Here is a 16,406-nt window from a genome sequence, read left to right on the forward strand (position 1 = left end):
TCGGTCACGCCGCGCCCACCTCCACCCAGGCCGCGCCCGGACTTCCGGCACCGGCCACCAGGTTCCCGGCCACGCCGCTCACCGCCACCCGCGTCGCGCCCACATCCCTGCCGCCCACCACCGAACACCGGGTCACGACCCGATCCCCCCTGCCCGCGTCAGTCCGGGCAGCAGCCCGAAGCGCTCACCGGCGGCCGATCCGACCCGGCGCTTGGGTTCCGCCGTGGCCCAGCGCTCGATGCTGCGGTGCAGCGAAGTGACGGCCAGTTCGTCCAGCGAAACCCGCTCGGGGTCGACCCGGCCGTCCTCGTCGATCTCGTTGGCGCCGATCTCGCGCATCAGCACCGCCCCGCGCCCGTCGGCGGACGGTTCACGCAGCTCGAGCACCTTGAAGTGGGTGCCGGGCAGGAACAGGACACGGTCCTCGACTCGCTCGTCACCCTCCGGTTCGAGCAGAGCCGTGCGGCGGGCGGTCATCGACCAGACCAGCACGTCGGTGTCGCCCTCCTGGCTGTCGCACGGGCCGGTCAACGTGTTGACGAACGACCAGTCGGTGACCAGTTTGCGTTCCCGGTAGCGTTCCCACTCGCCCCGGGCGGGCGTGGCGCGATAGACGGTCGTGCCCCGGAACGAAGGCAGCCGCGACAGGCCGGCCACCGCGCAGCGGGCCAGCGGGACGTGCGGCCCGGCCTCCCCGGAACGCAGTCCCGCGTCGATGCCGGCACCCCTGCGCGACAGGTAGAGCCGCACGGCGACCGAGTCGGCCAGGATGTCGTCGGCGCTGGCCGAGCCGGAGCCCTGCAGTCCGGGGTGCTCGGACATGATGCGCGAGACCGAGCTGGCCATGGTGTCGAACTCCCGGCTCAACGTGCGGCGCAGCCAGGCCCGTTCCTCATCGAGCGGGCGGCGCTTGGGCAGAATGGCCGACGCCGAAGCAGCCGGCACGGGTTGACGCCGCACCTGCTCCGCAGCGGCCACCGGCTCATCAGCAGTGGCCGAGGTCCGTGCCGTGGCTCCTGATTTCCCACCCGCAGTCCCGCTCGGAGCCGCGCCCGAAGCCCCGCTCGCAGACCCGCCCGCAGCCACGCCCGGTGACCCGCCCGCAGCCGCGCCCGGAGCCACGCTCGCAGACCCGCCCGCAGCCGCGCCAGGTGACCCGCCCGGAGCCACGCCCGCAGACCCGCCCGAAGTCCCGCCCGCAGTCCCGCCCGGAGCCGCGCCCGCAGAGCCGCCCGCAGCCGCCGCGGACCGTCCTGCGACCACCGCGGACCGGCCAGTGCCGGCGGACGGGGCAGGCACCGGCGGCGCCTCGATCGTCGGAATGACCGGCTCGGGAATCGTGATGGCGATCGACTCGGCGGGCGCCACCGCAGCAGGTGCAACAGGCGGAGGCGGCGCAACAGTTGGAGGCGGCATCGCCGGCCCAGACGACACGCCCGGCTCCGAAGACACACCCGCTGTGGACGACACACCAAGCTCGGGCGACACACTCTCTGTGGACGCAACACCCGACGCGGCCGACGCACCCCCTGTGGACGACACACCCGGCTCGGACGACACGCCCTCTGTGAACGCAACACCCGACGCGGCCGACGCACCCCCTGTGGACGACACACCCGGCTCGGACGACACGCCCTCTGTGAACGCAACACCCGACGCGGCCGACGCACCCCCTGTGGACGACACACCGTGCTCGGAGGACACACTCGCTAGGGACGACACACCCGGCGTAATAGACACGCCGGTTGGGGAAGACATGCCAGGCACGGCCGACACGCTCCCTGTGGATGACACGCCCGAGGCAGACGACACACCCGGCTCGGAGGACACACGCGCTGTGGAGGACACACCGGGCCCGGACGACACACGCGCTGTGGACGACACACCCGATGTGAGCGACACGCCGGCTGGGGACGACACACCCGATGTGAGCGACACGCCGGCTGTGGACACGGGGGATGCGGGTGGTGCGGCGGGGACGGGCGGCGTGAGGTCCACCGGGGCCACCGGGGTGACGGGGACGCCGACCGGCAGTGCGGGCACTTCAGTGGCCGTTGGCAGTGCGGGCACCTCAGTAGCCGTTGGCAGTGCGGGTGGGACGGCCAGCGCCTCCACAGCGGCTACTCGATCGGACGCGAGCGGCCCGGACACCGTCGACTCGTAGGCGCCCCGCTCGTAGGCGCCCCGCTCGGAGACCGTCGACTCGGAGGCGCCCGGCTCGGAGACGGTCGACTCGTAGACCCACGGCACGGAGACGCTCGACTCGTAGGCGCTCGACGGAGAGACACCCGGCTCGGAGGCGACCGACCGAGAAACACCCGCTTCGGAGGCGACCGATCGAGAAACACCCGGCTCGGAAGCGACCGGCAGGGAAGCCGACAGCACAGCGTCGGCCCGCCCCGCCGGCTTCTGGCCGGGCACCAGCACCGAGGCCGGGAACAACGCGCTCTCCTCACCCAGCGCCGGGTCGACGCGGGCGGCCAGATCCTCGGCCAGCTCCCGCATGCGGCCGCTGCGTTCGGCGACCGAGTCGTCGAAGATCAGGGTGCTGCCCTCGGGGTCGAGGCGGGTGGCGCGGACCCGTTCGGCGTTGGCCGGCTCCTCTGCCGGGCGCACCCACAGTCCCGCCTGCACGACCTCGATGACGGCGTCGGGCGCGTACCAGTAGATCCGGTTCTCCACCTGCTCGACCCATTGCAGCGGCCCGCGGTGGTTCAGGATCACCGGGCGGCGGCCCTTCGAGTTGGGGTGCGCTCGCGGCTGGTAGCTGAGTTCCAGCGCGAACGGCGGCCAGCCGAGCACCCCGTCCTCCCGTACGGTGCGGATCTCGAACTTGCCCGGGGAACCGATCGGCACCCCGGTGTAGCAGATCACCGGCGTGGCCAGCAGGTCGGCCAGCGCCTGCCCGAACGCCTCCCCCTCGGGCAGGCGGATGTCGCCGTACTGCACGAAGCGGGCACGCCCACGGCTGTCCTCGTCGAGGTCGCGCCAGAAGCGGACCACGTCGTCGAGGGAGAGCGCGGGGGTCCCGGGGCAGCCGAGCAGCACGGTCATCACTTCGGGCTGGCACGGCACGTCGGCGACCAGGCGCTCGCGGTGCCCGGCGACAACTTCCGGTTCCCGTACGTCGTGGATCCACACGCCGCCGGGCAGGGGCTCGATCTCGCCGGTCGAGCTGGAGGCCCGCCGTTCGGTCACGGCCTGGTCCCACAGCGGGGTCGGGTAGCGCTTGGCGTGCCACGCGGGCGGCTTGCCGGGGCGGAACCGCACCCAGCCGCTGCCGGGCCCGGAGTGGACGAACAGCCCGCCCGCGGCGCCGCGGATCAGGTTGCCGTCGGGGGCGATGACGGTGCGGCCGAGGCGTTCGGCGAACCACTGCCCGGCCATCGCGGCCGCGTTGCGCTGCTCCCCGCAGGCCATCAGGCGGATGCCGCGCCGGCGCCGGGGCAGCACCCCGGCCATCGACTCCCACGAGGTGATCGGCAGGCCCTCGCCGAGGTCGAGCACCACCACGTCGTTCTCGGTGTCCTCGACCACGGTCAGGGCCAGCGACTGGGCTTCGGCGCTGATCGCCTCGTCGGCGTGCAGGACGAGCGCGTTGCCGACGGTGTGCTGGACGACGCCGTGACCCGGGTTGTCCCGGTCACCGCGCAGCAGGCTGCGGATGGACACCACGTTTCTACCCTCTCGCCAGGCTGGTGACGGCTGCACGGCTCAGCACGGGACCCTGCGGCAGGGTCGCGAGCAGTTCCTTGGGGAACGGGACGGGGGTGGCGCCCGCCAGCTTGAGCGAGGCGACCGTGGTCTGGTCGGCCAGCCGGTAGGTGACGCCCTCGTCGGAGATAAAGGTGATCTTCTTGGCGGTCACCCGGGACTCCAGCGGGACCGGCAGCACGGCCATGCCGCTGCCCGGTTCGGCCAGCACGGTGGTGCGGCCGTCGGACCAGACACCGGCGGCCCAGGCCGGCGTGAGCACCACGATGCTGCTGATCGTCTCGGGGCTGATGGGCCGCTGCTGCATGCAGACGGCTTGGCCGCTCGGGTCGGCGAGGCGCAGCGAGGCGAGGTCGGGCAGGCGGTTCAGCAGGGTGCGGTCGGCCGAGCGGCGAGCGCCGACCACGTCGGCCGGGTCCAAGGTGACCGGCGGGCCGGGGGTTTTGGCGTCGGCGATGAGGAATTCGGTGCGGCTCATCGGGGCCAGGCCGTCGCGGCGGAGCACGAAATGCTGGTCGGCGCCCTGGCGGAAAAGCGTTCCCACCGCGTACGGGCGCCCGCCGACCCGTGGGCCCGCCGAGCCCGCGCCGGGGATCGTCGCCGGGGCGAGCGCCGGGCCGTCGCCGAGCCAGCCGAGCCATATGGCCGGGGCGGTCGGCGGGTTGATGGCGGCGGCGCCGAGCGCGACGAGCACGGCGTCGTCGTCGATGCGGTACTTGAGATAGTTCGCCAGCAGGTAGGCGACACCGCCGGGATCCCGTACGACCAGGAAGGCGCCCTCGGCGAGCGGGGTGGCCGGGGTTTGCGGCTCCAGGTTGACGCCCAGACCGCTCACCCGTTTGCCGGGCACGACCGAGCCGGGCAGGCAGGCCAGCCAGGGACCTTTGGCCAGCGCGTCGGCCGCGGGCATCTGCTGCGGCGCCCCGGCCACCCCGAGCGGGATGCCGCGGGGCACGTCCTTGATGGAGTTCCGGGAGATCAGCTTGACCTTGCCGGCGGCGCCCTGGATGAGCATGGCCGAGGTCAGGTCGGGGGTCTGGTGCAGCGCGCCGTCGAGGTAGACGTAGCGGTTGCCGGTCTCCTTCTCGACGAGGATCGCCCCGGCCTGCCGGTACGCCTTGCTGCCGCCGGGCACGATCCAGCCGTACACGGCGAACCCACCGACGAGCAGGAGCAGCAGGATCAGGCCGACGAGCAGGCCGGTCTGGGCGCGGCGTCCCGGGATCTCGGCGCCGGTGGGGTCGCCCTCGACCAGGGCGGAGCTGAGCCGGCCCATCATGAAGGTGTGGGCGTGGACGTGGTCGCGCTGGGTCTGCACGGCTGCCTACCCGAACAGCCCGCGGGCCCACGCGTACAGGCCCAGGATCTGCGCCAGGATCGGCAGCACGGCGACACCGGTGGCCACGTCGAGGAACGTCGCGGCGTACTCCCAGAACGGCAGCATGCGCCGCGGCCAGGGGCGCATCGCCGCCAGCACCAGCGGGACCACCACCGCGAGCAGCCCCGACAGCAGCACCCAGCGCCAGCCGCCGGACAGCATCGAGGACAGTCGCATGATCACCATGAGGAGGCCGACGGTACCGGCGGCGGTCAGCGCCAGCCGCTGCCACAGACCCAGGAAGGTACGTGCGCGCAACAGGATTGCACCCGAGACCACCAGCACGAAGGTCCAGCCGGCCCAGCCGGGTGAGCGGATCGCGTAGTGGAACAGCACCGGCAGCACGAACGCCGCGGTGACCATCGCCACCGTGAGGTACGTGTCGGCGTCGTCGGTGCGCCGGCGAACCACCTCGGAGTCGGCCGGTTCGACGTCGTACGCCATGTCGGAGCCGGTCTTGGGCAGCTGCGGGCCGCGCAGGCGGGCGAACTTCACCGCGGCGCGCGGCGACACGACGATCACGGCGAGCACGACCGCCACCGCGATGGCGGAGGTGCGCTGCGCGGTCATACCGGAGCCTCGCTGCATCAGCAGGACCCCGGCCACCACGGCGCCGGTGACCGCGGCCACCAGCATCGGCGCGAACGGCAGGTACGGGGTGACGGTGCGCTGGGCGATCAGCAGCACGACGGCGACCCCGGTCACGGCGGTGGCGGCGGCCAGCATCGCCGGTCCGGTCAGCGCGATCCCGGCCGGGTCGCCGTCGACCGCGCTGGACGCCGACAGGGCCGCCATGGCCGCCGCGCCCAGCCCGAACAGCAGCGCGAACGCGCCGTCGGCGACCTTGCGGGCATACACCAGGGCGGCCGTGAGGAACGCCGCGGCCAGCACCCCCGCCGCGATCACCTGCGGAAGCACCGGCCCCCGGTCGGTGAGCACGGCGGCGAGCACGCCCATGGCCACCACCGACAGCACCAGGAACAGCACCCGCCGGTACTCCGGCTGCCAGCGGTCCGAGCGGCGGTTCACCGTGGTCGCGATGCCCTCGGCGACGTCGTCGAAGTCGAGCTCGGGCAGGGGATCCTCGGCCCGCCGCAGGTAGAGCTCCTCCCCCTCGAGCCAGTCCAGGCTCTCGGGGGTGCCGGTCAGTTCGAACGGGGTCTGGCCCAGGCGTTGCAGCACCCAGGCGCCCTCGGGCTCGTCGCTCTCGAGGCGGCGGCCCGACGAGGTGTGCTGCAGCAGCACCGGCAGCAGCCCCGCGACCGGGGTGGCCGACGGCACGGCCAGGTCGACCCGGCGGTCCGGCCCGATGACGGTGATCCGGCACAGCTGCCGGTCCATGGCGGTGGTCATCCGCGGTGTCCTCTTCTTCTCATGCCACGATGCCGGTCTGCATCAGCGACACGCCTCGGCGCGTCACCAGCTGGGCGCGTCCCGGGGGCAGCCGGCGCGGCGGCGCCTCACCCAGGAACTTGCCCTCCTCCTTGGGGTACGACAGCAGCGCGGCCGGGGTGCCCAGCTCCCACATGCGGCGGATGACCGGGTCCATCATGGCCCGCATCGCGCCCGAGGTGCTGCGCGCGACGATCACGTGCAGGCCGATGGTGAGCCCCTGCGCGAGCAGCGGCAGCAGCGGTTCCAGGGCCGAGCCGGCGCCACTGCCCTTGGTCATCAGGTCGTAGTCGTCGACCACGACGAACAGCTCCGGACCCTCCCACCAGTCACGGCGGCGCATCCGTTCCGACGAGATCTCGGGTCCGGGCACACGCCGGTTCATCGACACCGAGGCCTGACCGGCCAGCTCGTACAGCTTGTCGCCGGTGAAGCCGAACCCGACCTGGTATTCGGCCGGCAGCGCGGTGTCGAGGTCGCGCCGCGAGTCGCCCAGCACCACCTTGGCCTGCTCGGGGGTGTACCGCTGCTGGATCGCGCGCAGCACCAGCCGCAGCAGGTTCGACTTGCCGGTCTCGTTGTCACCGAAGACCAGCAGGTGCGGCGTGGCCATGAAATCGTGCCGGACCGGGGCCAGGCGCTGCTCGTCGAGGCCCAGGGCAACCCGGAACTCGGGCTCGGGATCGGGCAGTTGCTCGACCGGCAGCCGGGTCGGGAGCAGCCGTACGCCGGGAGCCGGCTCGCCGGGCCAGAAGGTGCTGATCTCCTCGGTGACCGCCTTGGTCGCCTCGGCCAGATCGCCCACCTCGGAGCTGCCGTCCATGCGGGGCAACGCGCCCAGGAAGTGCAGCCCGTCGGCGGTGAGGCCACGGCCGGGCTGGTTGGGCACGGTGGCCGCCTTGCGCGAGCCCACCTCCGACTCCATCGCGTCGCCCAGCCGCAGCTCCAGCTTGGTGCCGATCAGGTCGCGCAGCCAGGTGCGCATCTCCGACCAGCGGGTGGCGGTGATGATCACGTGGATGCCGAACGACAGGCCGCGCGACACCAGCTCCTGGAAGCGGGTGTCGAGCTCGGCGAAGTCCTGCTTCATCGTGTAGAAGCCGTCGATCACCAGGAACACGTGCCCGAACGGGTCGTCGATCTCGCCGCGGCGCCGGGCGGCCAGGTACGCCTGCATCGAGTCGAGCCCGCGCGCCGCGAACTCGGCCTCCCGCCGCTCCATGACCTGCCCGATCTCCTGGATCGTGCGGACCACCCGGTCGCGTTCCATGCGGGTGGCGATCGAGCCGATGTGCGGCAGCCCGGCGATCGAGGACAGGCCGCCGCCGCCGAAGTCCAGCCCGTAGAACTGCACCTCCTGCGGCGTGTTGGCGAAGGCCAGGCCCAGGATCAACGTACGCAGGAGGGTGGACTTGCCGCTCTGCGGGGCGCCGGCGATCCCGACGTGCCCGTCGGCGCTGCCCAGATCGGCCATCAGCAGCTCACGCAGCTGCTCCTGGGGGCGGTCGACGATCCCGACCGGCACGCGCAGGCGGCCACGGGCGTCGGGATCCTCGACGGTCATACCCCGTACGGGATCCGGAACCACGCTGGGCAGCAGCGAATCGAGGCTCGGGGCAGACGACAGGGGCGGCAGCCACACCTGCCGGGCCGGCGGACCCGAGGCGGCCAGCCGGTCGAGCAGCACGTCGGCCAGGCTCGGACCGGTCTCGTCGGCGACGGGCACGGGCTCGGCGGCGGGCTTGTGGCGGCCCGGGTCGCGGCGCACGTCGACCTGACGCGTCGTGAACGGCACGACGTCCAGCTCGGACTGCTCGTCGTCGTCGCGGCGCTCGCCGGCCGGGCCTGCGCCCGAGTACGGCCCCGACACGTACGCGGACTTGAACCGCACCAGGTTGGTCGTGTCCAGCTTGAGGTAGCCGTTGCCGGGCTCGGGCGGCAGCTCGTACGCCTTGCCGACGCCGATCACCGACCGCGACTCCATCGACGAGAAGGTGCGCAGGGCGATCCGGTAGGACAGGTGCCCCTCGACCCGGTTGATCCGGCCCTCGTCGAGGCGCTGCGACGCCAGCAGCAGGTGCACGCCGAGGCTGCGGCCCAGCCGGCCGATCGAGACGAACAGGTCCATGAACTCGGCCTTGCTCGACAGCAGCTCGCTGAACTCGTCCACGATGATCAGCAGCACCGGGAACGGGACCAGGTGCGCCCCGGCCGCGCGCGCCTTCTCGTAGTCGAACAGCGACGCGTACCCGCTGGCCCGCAGCACCTCCTGGCGGCGGGTCATCTCGCCCTGCAGCGCGTCCTGCATGCGGTCGACCAGCGGCAGCTCGTCGGCGAGGTTCGTGATGACGGCCGAGGTGTGCGGCAGCTTGTCCATGCCCATGAACGTGGCGCCGCCCTTGAAGTCGACCAGCACCAGGTTCAGGATCTCCGAGCTGTGCGTGGCGGCGAGCGCGCACACCAGCGTACGGAGAAGCTCTGATTTGCCGGAACCCGTGGCCCCGATCAGCAGCCCGTGCGGGCCCATGCCGCCCTGCGCCGATTCCTTCAGGTCGAGCTCGATCACCTCGCCGTCCTCGGTCACGCCGATCGGCACCTGCAGCCGGTTGCGTTGCGGCTGGCGGGTGCGCCACAGCGCGGGCACGTCGAAGGTGTGCGCGTCGCGGATGCCGAGCAGCGCGGTCAGCTCGAAACTGGACTCCATCGGCTCGTCGACCACGTCGAGGGTGCCGCTCGTCCGCTTCGGGGCGATGATCCGGGCCAGCGCGTCACACTGAGCCGGGCCGAGCGCGTCCCGGGCGGCAGTGCCCGTGGTGTCCCCGGCCGGGAAGCGCACCTCGTCGCCGTCCACCGTCAGGCGCAGCACCTTCGGGCCGCCCGGCATGTCACCGGTGAGGTCGAGCAACACCACATTCCGTACGCCGGCGCCCAGCAGCCGGGAACTGTCGGGCAGCTCGGCCAGGTGCGCCACGATCACCAGCAGCGGCTCGGTGGCCGAGGGCCGGGCCGTACGGTCGTGGTCGCCGCGGTCGTTGATCTCGGGGCCGAGCAGCTCCATCAGGTCGTCGTGGGCGCCCGCGAACAACCGCACCGGCCCGGCCGCGTCGAAGGCGGTCGGGTGCGCGTTGTGCGGCAGCCACTTCACCCACTCCCACGGGCCGCTGTGCACCTCCTCGGCGAGCACGACCACCCGGAGCTCGTCCGGCGCGTGGAAGGTGACCAGCTGCGCCACCATCGCGCGGGCCAGGTCGATGGCCGGGTCGATCGGGCCCTCGAACTCGATGCTGGTGAAGCTGCGCAGCCCCACCGAGATCGGGATGCCGTTGACCGTGCGGTACGCCTCGGAGAAGCGCCGCAACGAGATCGAGGCCAGCGGCTCCAGGTCCTCGATGGGCTTGGTCGACGGCGGGCTGAACGTGAGCATGGCGTTCTGCCGGCCCAGGCCGATGCGGACCCGGCCGAAGTCGTCGTGGCTGGGCCGTCGCTCCCACAGCCGGCTGCTCATGGCCAGCGACCACAGCCAGCTCGGCTGCGGGTTGTTCCACAGCACATGCCGGCGCTGCTGATCGGCCGCGGCGCGGGCCTGCTTGCGCAGCTGGGCGATGTAGCGCAGGAAGTCGCGCCGTTCCCCACGCATCTTGCGCTTACGGTCGCTGGCGGCGCGGCCGATCTGCATGACACCCATGAGCAGCATGCCGGCGGCCATCGCGCCACCCATGACGTACATGATCGGGGCCCGGCTGTAGAGCCCGAACATGGCCATCATGGCGCCCATGCCCAGGCCCATCGGCACGATCATCGCGAACGAGCGGAAGTCGAGCGGGGCCTCCTCCGCCATCAGCGGCGGCTCCTGCAGTTCGATGCGTCCCTCGGGCGCCTCCGGCCCGGCGGCGCGCGGCGGCCGCTTGACGGTGACGGTGCTCATCCGAGAACCCCCGTGTCACCGGAACTGCCACCCCAGGCGTCGTCGTCCTGCTTGAGCAGCTTCACCGCGTACCGGTCGTTACGGAATCGCTCGGCCGCCTTCAGCTCGTCCTCCTCGTCGTCCGGCTCGGGTTTCTTGTCCTCCGGCTTCTCCTGCTCCCGCTTACGGGCCAGGCGGCGCTCCCGCATCAGCTCGTAGCGCTCCTCGACCGACATCTCGCGGCCACCGCACCGCAGGACGACCTCGCCCTCGCCGTCGCCGGTGACAGGCCCGGTCGTACGCCGCCACACCGCCCGGCCGGTCATCGGTCACCCGCCGCGGTGAGCCAGGCGGCGTCCGCGTCGTCCCAACCGGACATGTCGTCGTCCTCCTCGTCCGGCCGCACCACCGGCACGTACTCGTCGTCCGCCTCCTGCGGCGGGCCGCCGGCGTCCCAGGCGCGGTCGTCCTCACTGAGCAGCTCCGCCGACTCGGGACGGGGCATCTCCTCGCGGTCGTCCTCGCCGGCCTTGACGGGGCCGCCGAGCATGCCGCCGCTCCGCTGATCGCTGGTCACGGCCGCCACGCCGGGCTCACGTCCGGGGGCGGGCGGAGCATTCTGCGCGGCGGTGGCTGGTGGCGGGGCCGCCGGCCCGTTCCCGGCGCTCTGCGCAACCGCGGCCGCCGTGGCCACCCCTGCGGCCGCGGCCGAGGCCACCGTGGCGGCCTCGGCCGTCCCGGGTGCGGCACCGGTCGTTTCGGGCGCGGTGCCCGCCATATCGGGCACGGTCCCGGCTCTGTCGGCCGCGATGCCGGCGATGTCTGGCACGGTTCCTGGCCTCGTCACGGCCGTCTCAGGCGTCGTCACAGCCGTCTCAGGCGTCGTCACAGCCGTCTCAGGCGTCGTCACCGCTGCGTCCGGCGTGGTTCCGGGTGAGTCCGGCGTGGTTCCGGGTGAGTCCGTGGTGTGTTCGGGCTGGGTGGCCGGGGATTCCGGCGGGATCGGCGGATCCACCGGGTCCGCCACGGGTGCGGTCGGATCGGTTGAGCCCGCAGGCGCTTCGGTGGTAGGCAGCTCCGGCTCCCCCATAACCGGAGAGTCCGAAATATCCGGTGTGATGGGGTCTGCGGCTGGGGCGACGGTTTCGGCAGCCCACGGCGCGAAGATGTTCTGCGTCGGGGGCGGCGGAGCGGGCACCGGCCGCTCGGACTCGACGGGGTCCGGCCCGTCCGAGACGGACTGCAGGCTGTCGAGAACGCCCCCGCCGGTGGGTGCTCCGTGGACGGCTGACGGCGTCTCCCCCGCCGGGCCGGCCGGGTTCCAGTCTGTGGAGTCCGCGTCGGCCAGGCTGGACGCCTCGGAGCGGTCGGGTGTGCTCGTGTCGCCCGGGCCTGCGGTGCTGCCGGGCGGACCGGGCACGCCGGGCATCATCGGCACGGCGCCTGCGGCCGGCGGCACGACGGTGTCCGCAGCGGAAGTCTGGACATCCGGAAGTTCCGGCTCGTCGACCACGTCCGCCGACAGGCCGTCTGTCACCCCGAGGTCTGTCGGGTCGGTCCATTCCGGGATCACTGGACCGGGACCGCTCGCCTCCACCGACGGACCATTCGGCAACTCCGGAGCCACGGCGCCGGGGCTGCCCGCCTCCACCGACGGGCCATCCGTCACGCCGAGGTTCGTCTCACCGGACCACTCCGGAGCGGCCGGGGGCGGGATGTCGACGTTCGGTACCACCAGGCCGTCACCGCCGGATTCGGTGCCGGACGGGGCATGGGGCAGATCCACACCGCCTGTGGACGGTGTCCACGTGCCGGCGTCACCAGTGACCAGGCCCTGCGCGTCGGGGGCGTCGGGCAGGCCGCCTCCCGGAGCATTGGGGCCGCCGCCTGGGCCGGGCATGCCCGGCATCGGGGTTCCGGCGCCTGGCGCGGCCGCTCCGGGAACGACTTCTCCCGAGGCGGTTTCGTCCGAGGGGGACTCCGGGCCGCTTGGCAGTTCTGGGCCGGTCAAGCCCACGCCGCCGGCTGCAACGCCTCCGGGGGCTGCCGGGCCGTCCACGCCCGCGCCCGGTGAGTCCCAGTCGCCAGTGTCGCCAGTGACCAGGCCCTTGGCATCCGGCACCTCCGGCAGACCAGCACCAGGGCCGCCGCCTGCCGGGCCGCCGCCCGTGCCGGGCATGCCGGGCATCGGCATCCCCGGGCCGGGCAGGCCCACGCCCGGCCCGGTTCCCCCTGGAAGCTGAACACCCGGCGTCTCCGGGTCGGTCAGGCCGAAACCGCCCGCCGCCGCGCCGCCCGGGGCCTCCGGTCCGTCCACACCGGCCCCGGGCGCGGTCCAGTCGTCGGCGTCGCCGGTGACCAGGCCCTTCGCGTCGGGCGCCTCGGGCAGGCCCGAGCCGGGGCCGCCACCGAGGCCACCACCGCCGGGCATGCCCGGCATCATCGGCATCCCGCCACCGAGACCCGCGCCGCCCGGCAGCATGCCCGACGGCGCTTCGGGCCCGCCCACTGAGGGCACCGAGGACTGCCAATCGTCCGCGTCGCCGGTGACCAGGCCACCCGCGTCCGGAGCCTCGGGAACACCACCACCACCCGAACCCAGACCACCGCCACCACCGGGCATGCCCGGCATCATCGGCATCCCACCACCGAGACCCGCGCCGCCCGGCAGCGTGCCCGACGGCGCTTCCGGAGCGCCCACCCCGGGCAGCGACGACTTCCAGTCGTCCACGTCGCCGGTCACCAGGCCACCCGCGTCCGGAGCCTCGGGAACACCACCACCACCCGAACCCAGACCACCGCCACCACCGGGCATGCCCGGCATCATCGGCATCCCGCCGCCCAGGCCCGCGCCGCCGGCGCCGATGCCGCCGGGGGCGTTCGGGGAGCCCACCACCGGGGCCCCGCCCTTCCAGTCGTCCTGATCGCCTTCGAGGAGGCCGTTCGAGTCGGGGGCGTCGGGGATGCCGGGCGGGTTGACCCCGCCGGCGCCGTTGCCCGCGCCGGGGCCGCCGCCGATCGGCATGCCGGGCGTGTTGAGGCCGGGCACCTCGACGCCGTTGCCGAAACCGCCGGCCTTCGGCGGGCCGGGCACCGTCGGGGGCTTCACCGCACCGCCGCCCGCCGGAGTGCTGACCTCCGGCGTCTTGACACCGTTGTTGCCACCGTTGAAACCGCCGGCGCCGGGGGCGTTGGGCACCACGGGCGGAACGAAAGCGCCGCCCCCACCAGGGCCGTTCGCGCCGGGGCTGTTGAATCCGGGGCCGTTCGCGCCGGGACCCTCAAGACCGGGCAGCCCACCACCGGGCAAACCCCCACCCGGCAGGGACAAACCGGGTGTCGGTCCGTTCAGACCGGGCGGGGTGAAGTTGGCCCCGGTGGGGTTGAAGTTCGGCGTGGACACGTTCGGCGGGTTCACCGACGGTGTCGAGATGTTCGGGCCGCCGCCCAGGTTCGGCGACGAGAAGTTCGGCGTGCTGATGTTCGGGGTCGACAGGTTCGGCGTGCTGATGTTCGGCGTCGAGATGTTGGGCGTGCTGATGTTCGGGATCGAGATGTTCGGCGGGGTCGTGAAGGCGGGCGTCGTGAACGTCGGGGTGGTGAAGTTCGGCGTCGTCAGGTTGGGCGTGGTCAGGTCGGGTGTGCCGGTGCCGTTCGGCGGAACCACCGAGCTGTAGGTGAAGTCGTACTGCCCGGCCACCGTGCCGACCACCTGCGACATCTGGCGGGCCATCGGCTTCTCGAACTGGGTGCCGCTGATCGGCACCATCTTGCCGCTGCCGTCGCCCACGCCGTTGGCCGCGGCGATGCTCGCCCACGACGAGTCCAGGTGGTTCATCGCCTGCTGCGCCCACGACAGGTAGTTGGCGCTGGTGTAGAGCTGGTTCGGGATCGAGTTGATGTTGTTGGTGCCGGCCGCGCCCGCGATGCGCTCGGACTGGTTGCCGAGCCAGTCCGCGAAGTGCTGCATCTTGGCCAGGAAGGCGTCGGCGGCCGGGCCCTGCCAGGCGCGGTCCGGCCCGGCGATGGCGTCGGACTGGCGGCGCACGAAGTCCTCGAGATAGGTCAGGGTCTCCTGCGTGCGCTGGAAAGCCACCGCCGCGTCCATGACGGACTGCGCGCTGACCAGCTCGGCCGCCGCGGCCTGGCCCTCCTCGGTGGCCAGCGCGGCGCCGCCGTTCACCGAGGCCAGCAATTTACGCCAGCCGCGCTCCTCCTCGGCCCACGCCTCGTAGTCGAGAAGGTTGCTGGTGTCGACGGTCTGAGGACGGAAGGTCGCGTCTTTCTCGGCCGAGTTCTGCCACTTGTCGTCTGCCATGTTTCCGCTCTCGTGACCGCGCTGGAGTTGCTCAAGACGGCGCCGGGTGGGCCGCGCCGAAAGAGGAGGCCGCTACTGATTGCCGCCGGTGGTGGTGCCGCTGCCCTGCCCGTAGTCGGCAAGGCCGTCGATCTTGCCCCAGGCGTTGCCCATGTTGTCGGTGAGCTGCTTGGTGGTCATCTTGTTGAAGTCCTCGGCGTTGTCGTAGCTGTCGGCGATCTTGAGGAGTCCCTCCTTGACCGCGAGCAGCGCCTCGTGCGACGCGAGCAGCAGGCCCATGGCGTCGCCGCGCAGACCGGCGTCGTTGGCGCTGACGCCCTCGATCTTCTGCCGCAGGATCTCGGCCTTGGCGAAGCCGCCCGGCCGCATCTGGATCTGACCGAGCTGCGTGCGGGCCTGCAGGATCAGGTTGGTGCCGTTGTCGTCGAGCCCGACGATCGCGCCGATCTGGTTGGCGACGTGGCGCAGCGCCTCGGTGCTGACGGCGAGTTCATGGTTGGGGTTGTTGCCGCCGGAGTACTCCGTGTCGTCCGGATGGTCGAACGTGTTGTCCGGCATGTCGAACGGCGGATTGTTCTCGTCGTACGGGTCGACAGTCACCATGTCCTCGTCGGTGACCTTCTCGTTGTGCTTGGCGACGATCGCTTTCCACTTGTCGTACTCGATGACGTCCTCGCGGTACCACTCGATCAGCGCCTTCTCGTCGTCGTCCCAGTCGATGCGCTGGTCGTAGTCCTTGCGCCACCGTTCGAGGACCGAGCGGGCCCAGCCGGTCTCGAAGCCGTGTTCCTTGTCGTACTCGGGCAGGATGCCGACCGCGTCGACCGCCTCCGCGTTGGCATAGCTGAAGTCGATACCCATCGGGCCGATCTCCCTTCGAAGGTGGAGGAAGGCCGGCCGCCGGAAGCGTCGGCGGCCGGCGTACGCCAGTGATCAGCCGCCGCGGACGTCGTTCCAGATCTGCGCGTGGCGCTGCTCGGTCGTGCCGTAGTTGTCGGAGATCTGCAGCAGCGTGACCCGGGCCTGGTCCAGGTAGACGGTCATCTGGTCGGCCGACTGGTTCCAGGCCGCCTTCGAGACGTAGTACTGCTGCTGGGCCGCGCCGGTCCACTCGGCCAGGCTGGCCTCGACCGTCGACTCCATCTGCCCCAGCGCCGACTTGATGCGCTGGTTGATCGCGTTCATGTCGTACAGCACGGCGTCGGCCTGCTGGAAGTTGAACGTGTAATTAGACATCGGGGGTCCTCCTTCGTACGGGGTGATTCGCCTCAGACGCCGGGCAGCGCGGCGCCGAAGGAGGCGGCCGTGTTCGACGCGTCGTCCTCGGCCTGGACGTAGCCCTTGGTGGTCACGCCCATCACGTCGAGCATGTTGATGAGCTCGTTGATGACCCGCTGGAAGGCGCCCTCCCAGCTGTCCATGGCCTGGTTGAAGCCGAGCGAGGCCTGCCCGGTCCAGGACGTCTGCAGCGTGGCCATCTGGCTGTTCACGGCCTGCAGCGAGCTGGTGAACTCGGTGGCCTTGTCGGAGAACTCCTGGGCAGCACGCTGCATGCCCTCTTCGGTCGTCTGCACTTGTGGCATCGTCACGGCAGAAACTCCTCACGTCGGGGTGCGGCGGGGATCCACCACCGCGGGCAGAGAAGTTTTCGTCGATACGCCCCGGTCCCGGCAAGGACGACGGGTCCCCGTATGTCCGAA

10 protein-coding genes are annotated in these 16,406 nt (G+C 72.1%); all 10 read right to left on the bottom strand.

What is annotated here, in order from left to right:
* Positions 1-4 precede the first annotated feature (4 nt).
* The 10 genes from C8E87_RS46590 to C8E87_RS42580 all read right to left on the bottom strand — a co-directional run bounded on the left by C8E87_RS46590 (position 5) and on the right by C8E87_RS42580 (position 16,295).
* A complete protein-coding gene (locus tag C8E87_RS46590; protein ID WP_275409063.1) occupies positions 5-136 on the bottom strand; it encodes a hypothetical protein in 132 nt (43 codons plus the stop codon).
* On the bottom strand, positions 133-3,675 hold the full coding sequence (locus tag C8E87_RS42540) for a hypothetical protein (RefSeq protein WP_133878968.1): 3,543 nt from the start codon (positions 3,673-3,675) through the stop codon (positions 133-135). The genes C8E87_RS46590 and C8E87_RS42540 overlap by 4 nt, the downstream gene beginning before the upstream one ends.
* 4 nt (positions 3,676-3,679) lie before the next feature.
* Complete coding sequence (gene eccB / locus C8E87_RS42545) at positions 3,680-5,032, bottom strand: type VII secretion protein EccB (RefSeq protein ID WP_133878969.1); 1,353 nt, start codon at positions 5,030-5,032, stop codon at positions 3,680-3,682.
* Positions 5,033-5,038: 6 nt separating this feature from the next.
* Entirely contained in the window at positions 5,039-6,445 is a 1,407-nt protein-coding gene (eccD, locus tag C8E87_RS42550; protein ID WP_133878970.1) for a type VII secretion integral membrane protein EccD, read from the bottom strand.
* A 19-nt stretch (positions 6,446-6,464) separates the two neighbouring features.
* On the bottom strand, positions 6,465-10,409 hold the full coding sequence (eccCa, locus tag C8E87_RS42555) for a type VII secretion protein EccCa (protein WP_133878971.1): 3,945 nt from the start codon (positions 10,407-10,409) through the stop codon (positions 6,465-6,467).
* A complete protein-coding gene (locus C8E87_RS42560) occupies positions 10,406-10,714 on the bottom strand; it encodes a hypothetical protein (RefSeq protein ID WP_133878972.1) in 309 nt (102 codons plus the stop codon). Before C8E87_RS42560 ends, eccCa begins: the two co-directional genes overlap by 4 nt.
* The gene (locus C8E87_RS42565) at positions 10,711-14,706 is read right to left on the bottom strand and encodes a WXG100 family type VII secretion target (protein ID WP_133878973.1); all 3,996 of its coding nucleotides are present in this window, start codon (positions 14,704-14,706) and stop codon (positions 10,711-10,713) included. The genes C8E87_RS42560 and C8E87_RS42565 overlap by 4 nt, the downstream gene beginning before the upstream one ends.
* A 72-nt stretch (positions 14,707-14,778) precedes the next feature.
* Positions 14,779-15,567 (bottom strand): hypothetical protein, encoded by a 789-nt coding sequence (locus C8E87_RS42570; RefSeq protein WP_133878974.1) that lies wholly within the window; start codon positions 15,565-15,567, stop codon positions 14,779-14,781.
* Between the two features lie 72 nt (positions 15,568-15,639).
* Positions 15,640-15,942: a WXG100 family type VII secretion target gene (locus tag C8E87_RS42575; RefSeq protein WP_133878975.1), complete on the bottom strand. Its 303-nt coding sequence runs from the start codon at positions 15,940-15,942 to the stop codon at positions 15,640-15,642.
* Between the two features lie 32 nt (positions 15,943-15,974).
* Positions 15,975-16,295 (bottom strand): WXG100 family type VII secretion target, encoded by a 321-nt coding sequence (locus C8E87_RS42580; RefSeq protein ID WP_133878976.1) that lies wholly within the window; start codon positions 16,293-16,295, stop codon positions 15,975-15,977.
* Between the last annotated feature and the right edge of the window lie 111 nt (positions 16,296-16,406).

This window comes from Paractinoplanes brasiliensis, from assembly GCF_004362215.1.
Taxonomy (GTDB): Bacteria; Actinomycetota; Actinomycetes; order Mycobacteriales; family Micromonosporaceae; genus Actinoplanes; species Actinoplanes brasiliensis.

What these genes read in the sequence shown, in the direction of transcription:
- C8E87_RS42575 (WP_133878975.1), bottom strand. Translation starts at nt 15,942, where the DNA reads ATGTCTAATTACACGTTCAACTTCCAGCAGGCCGACGCCGTGCTGTAC.
- C8E87_RS42565 (WP_133878973.1), bottom strand. Translation starts at nt 14,706, where the DNA reads ATGGCAGACGACAAGTGGCAGAACTCGGCCGAGAAAGACGCGACCTTC.
- eccCa (WP_133878971.1), bottom strand. Translation starts at nt 10,409, where the DNA reads ATGAGCACCGTCACCGTCAAGCGGCCGCCGCGCGCCGCCGGGCCGGAG.
- C8E87_RS42570 (WP_133878974.1), bottom strand. Translation starts at nt 15,567, where the DNA reads ATGGGTATCGACTTCAGCTATGCCAACGCGGAGGCGGTCGACGCGGTC.
- eccD (WP_133878970.1), bottom strand. Translation starts at nt 6,445, where the DNA reads ATGACCACCGCCATGGACCGGCAGCTGTGCCGGATCACCGTCATCGGG.
- C8E87_RS42560 (WP_133878972.1), bottom strand. Translation starts at nt 10,714, where the DNA reads ATGACCGGCCGGGCGGTGTGGCGGCGTACGACCGGGCCTGTCACCGGC.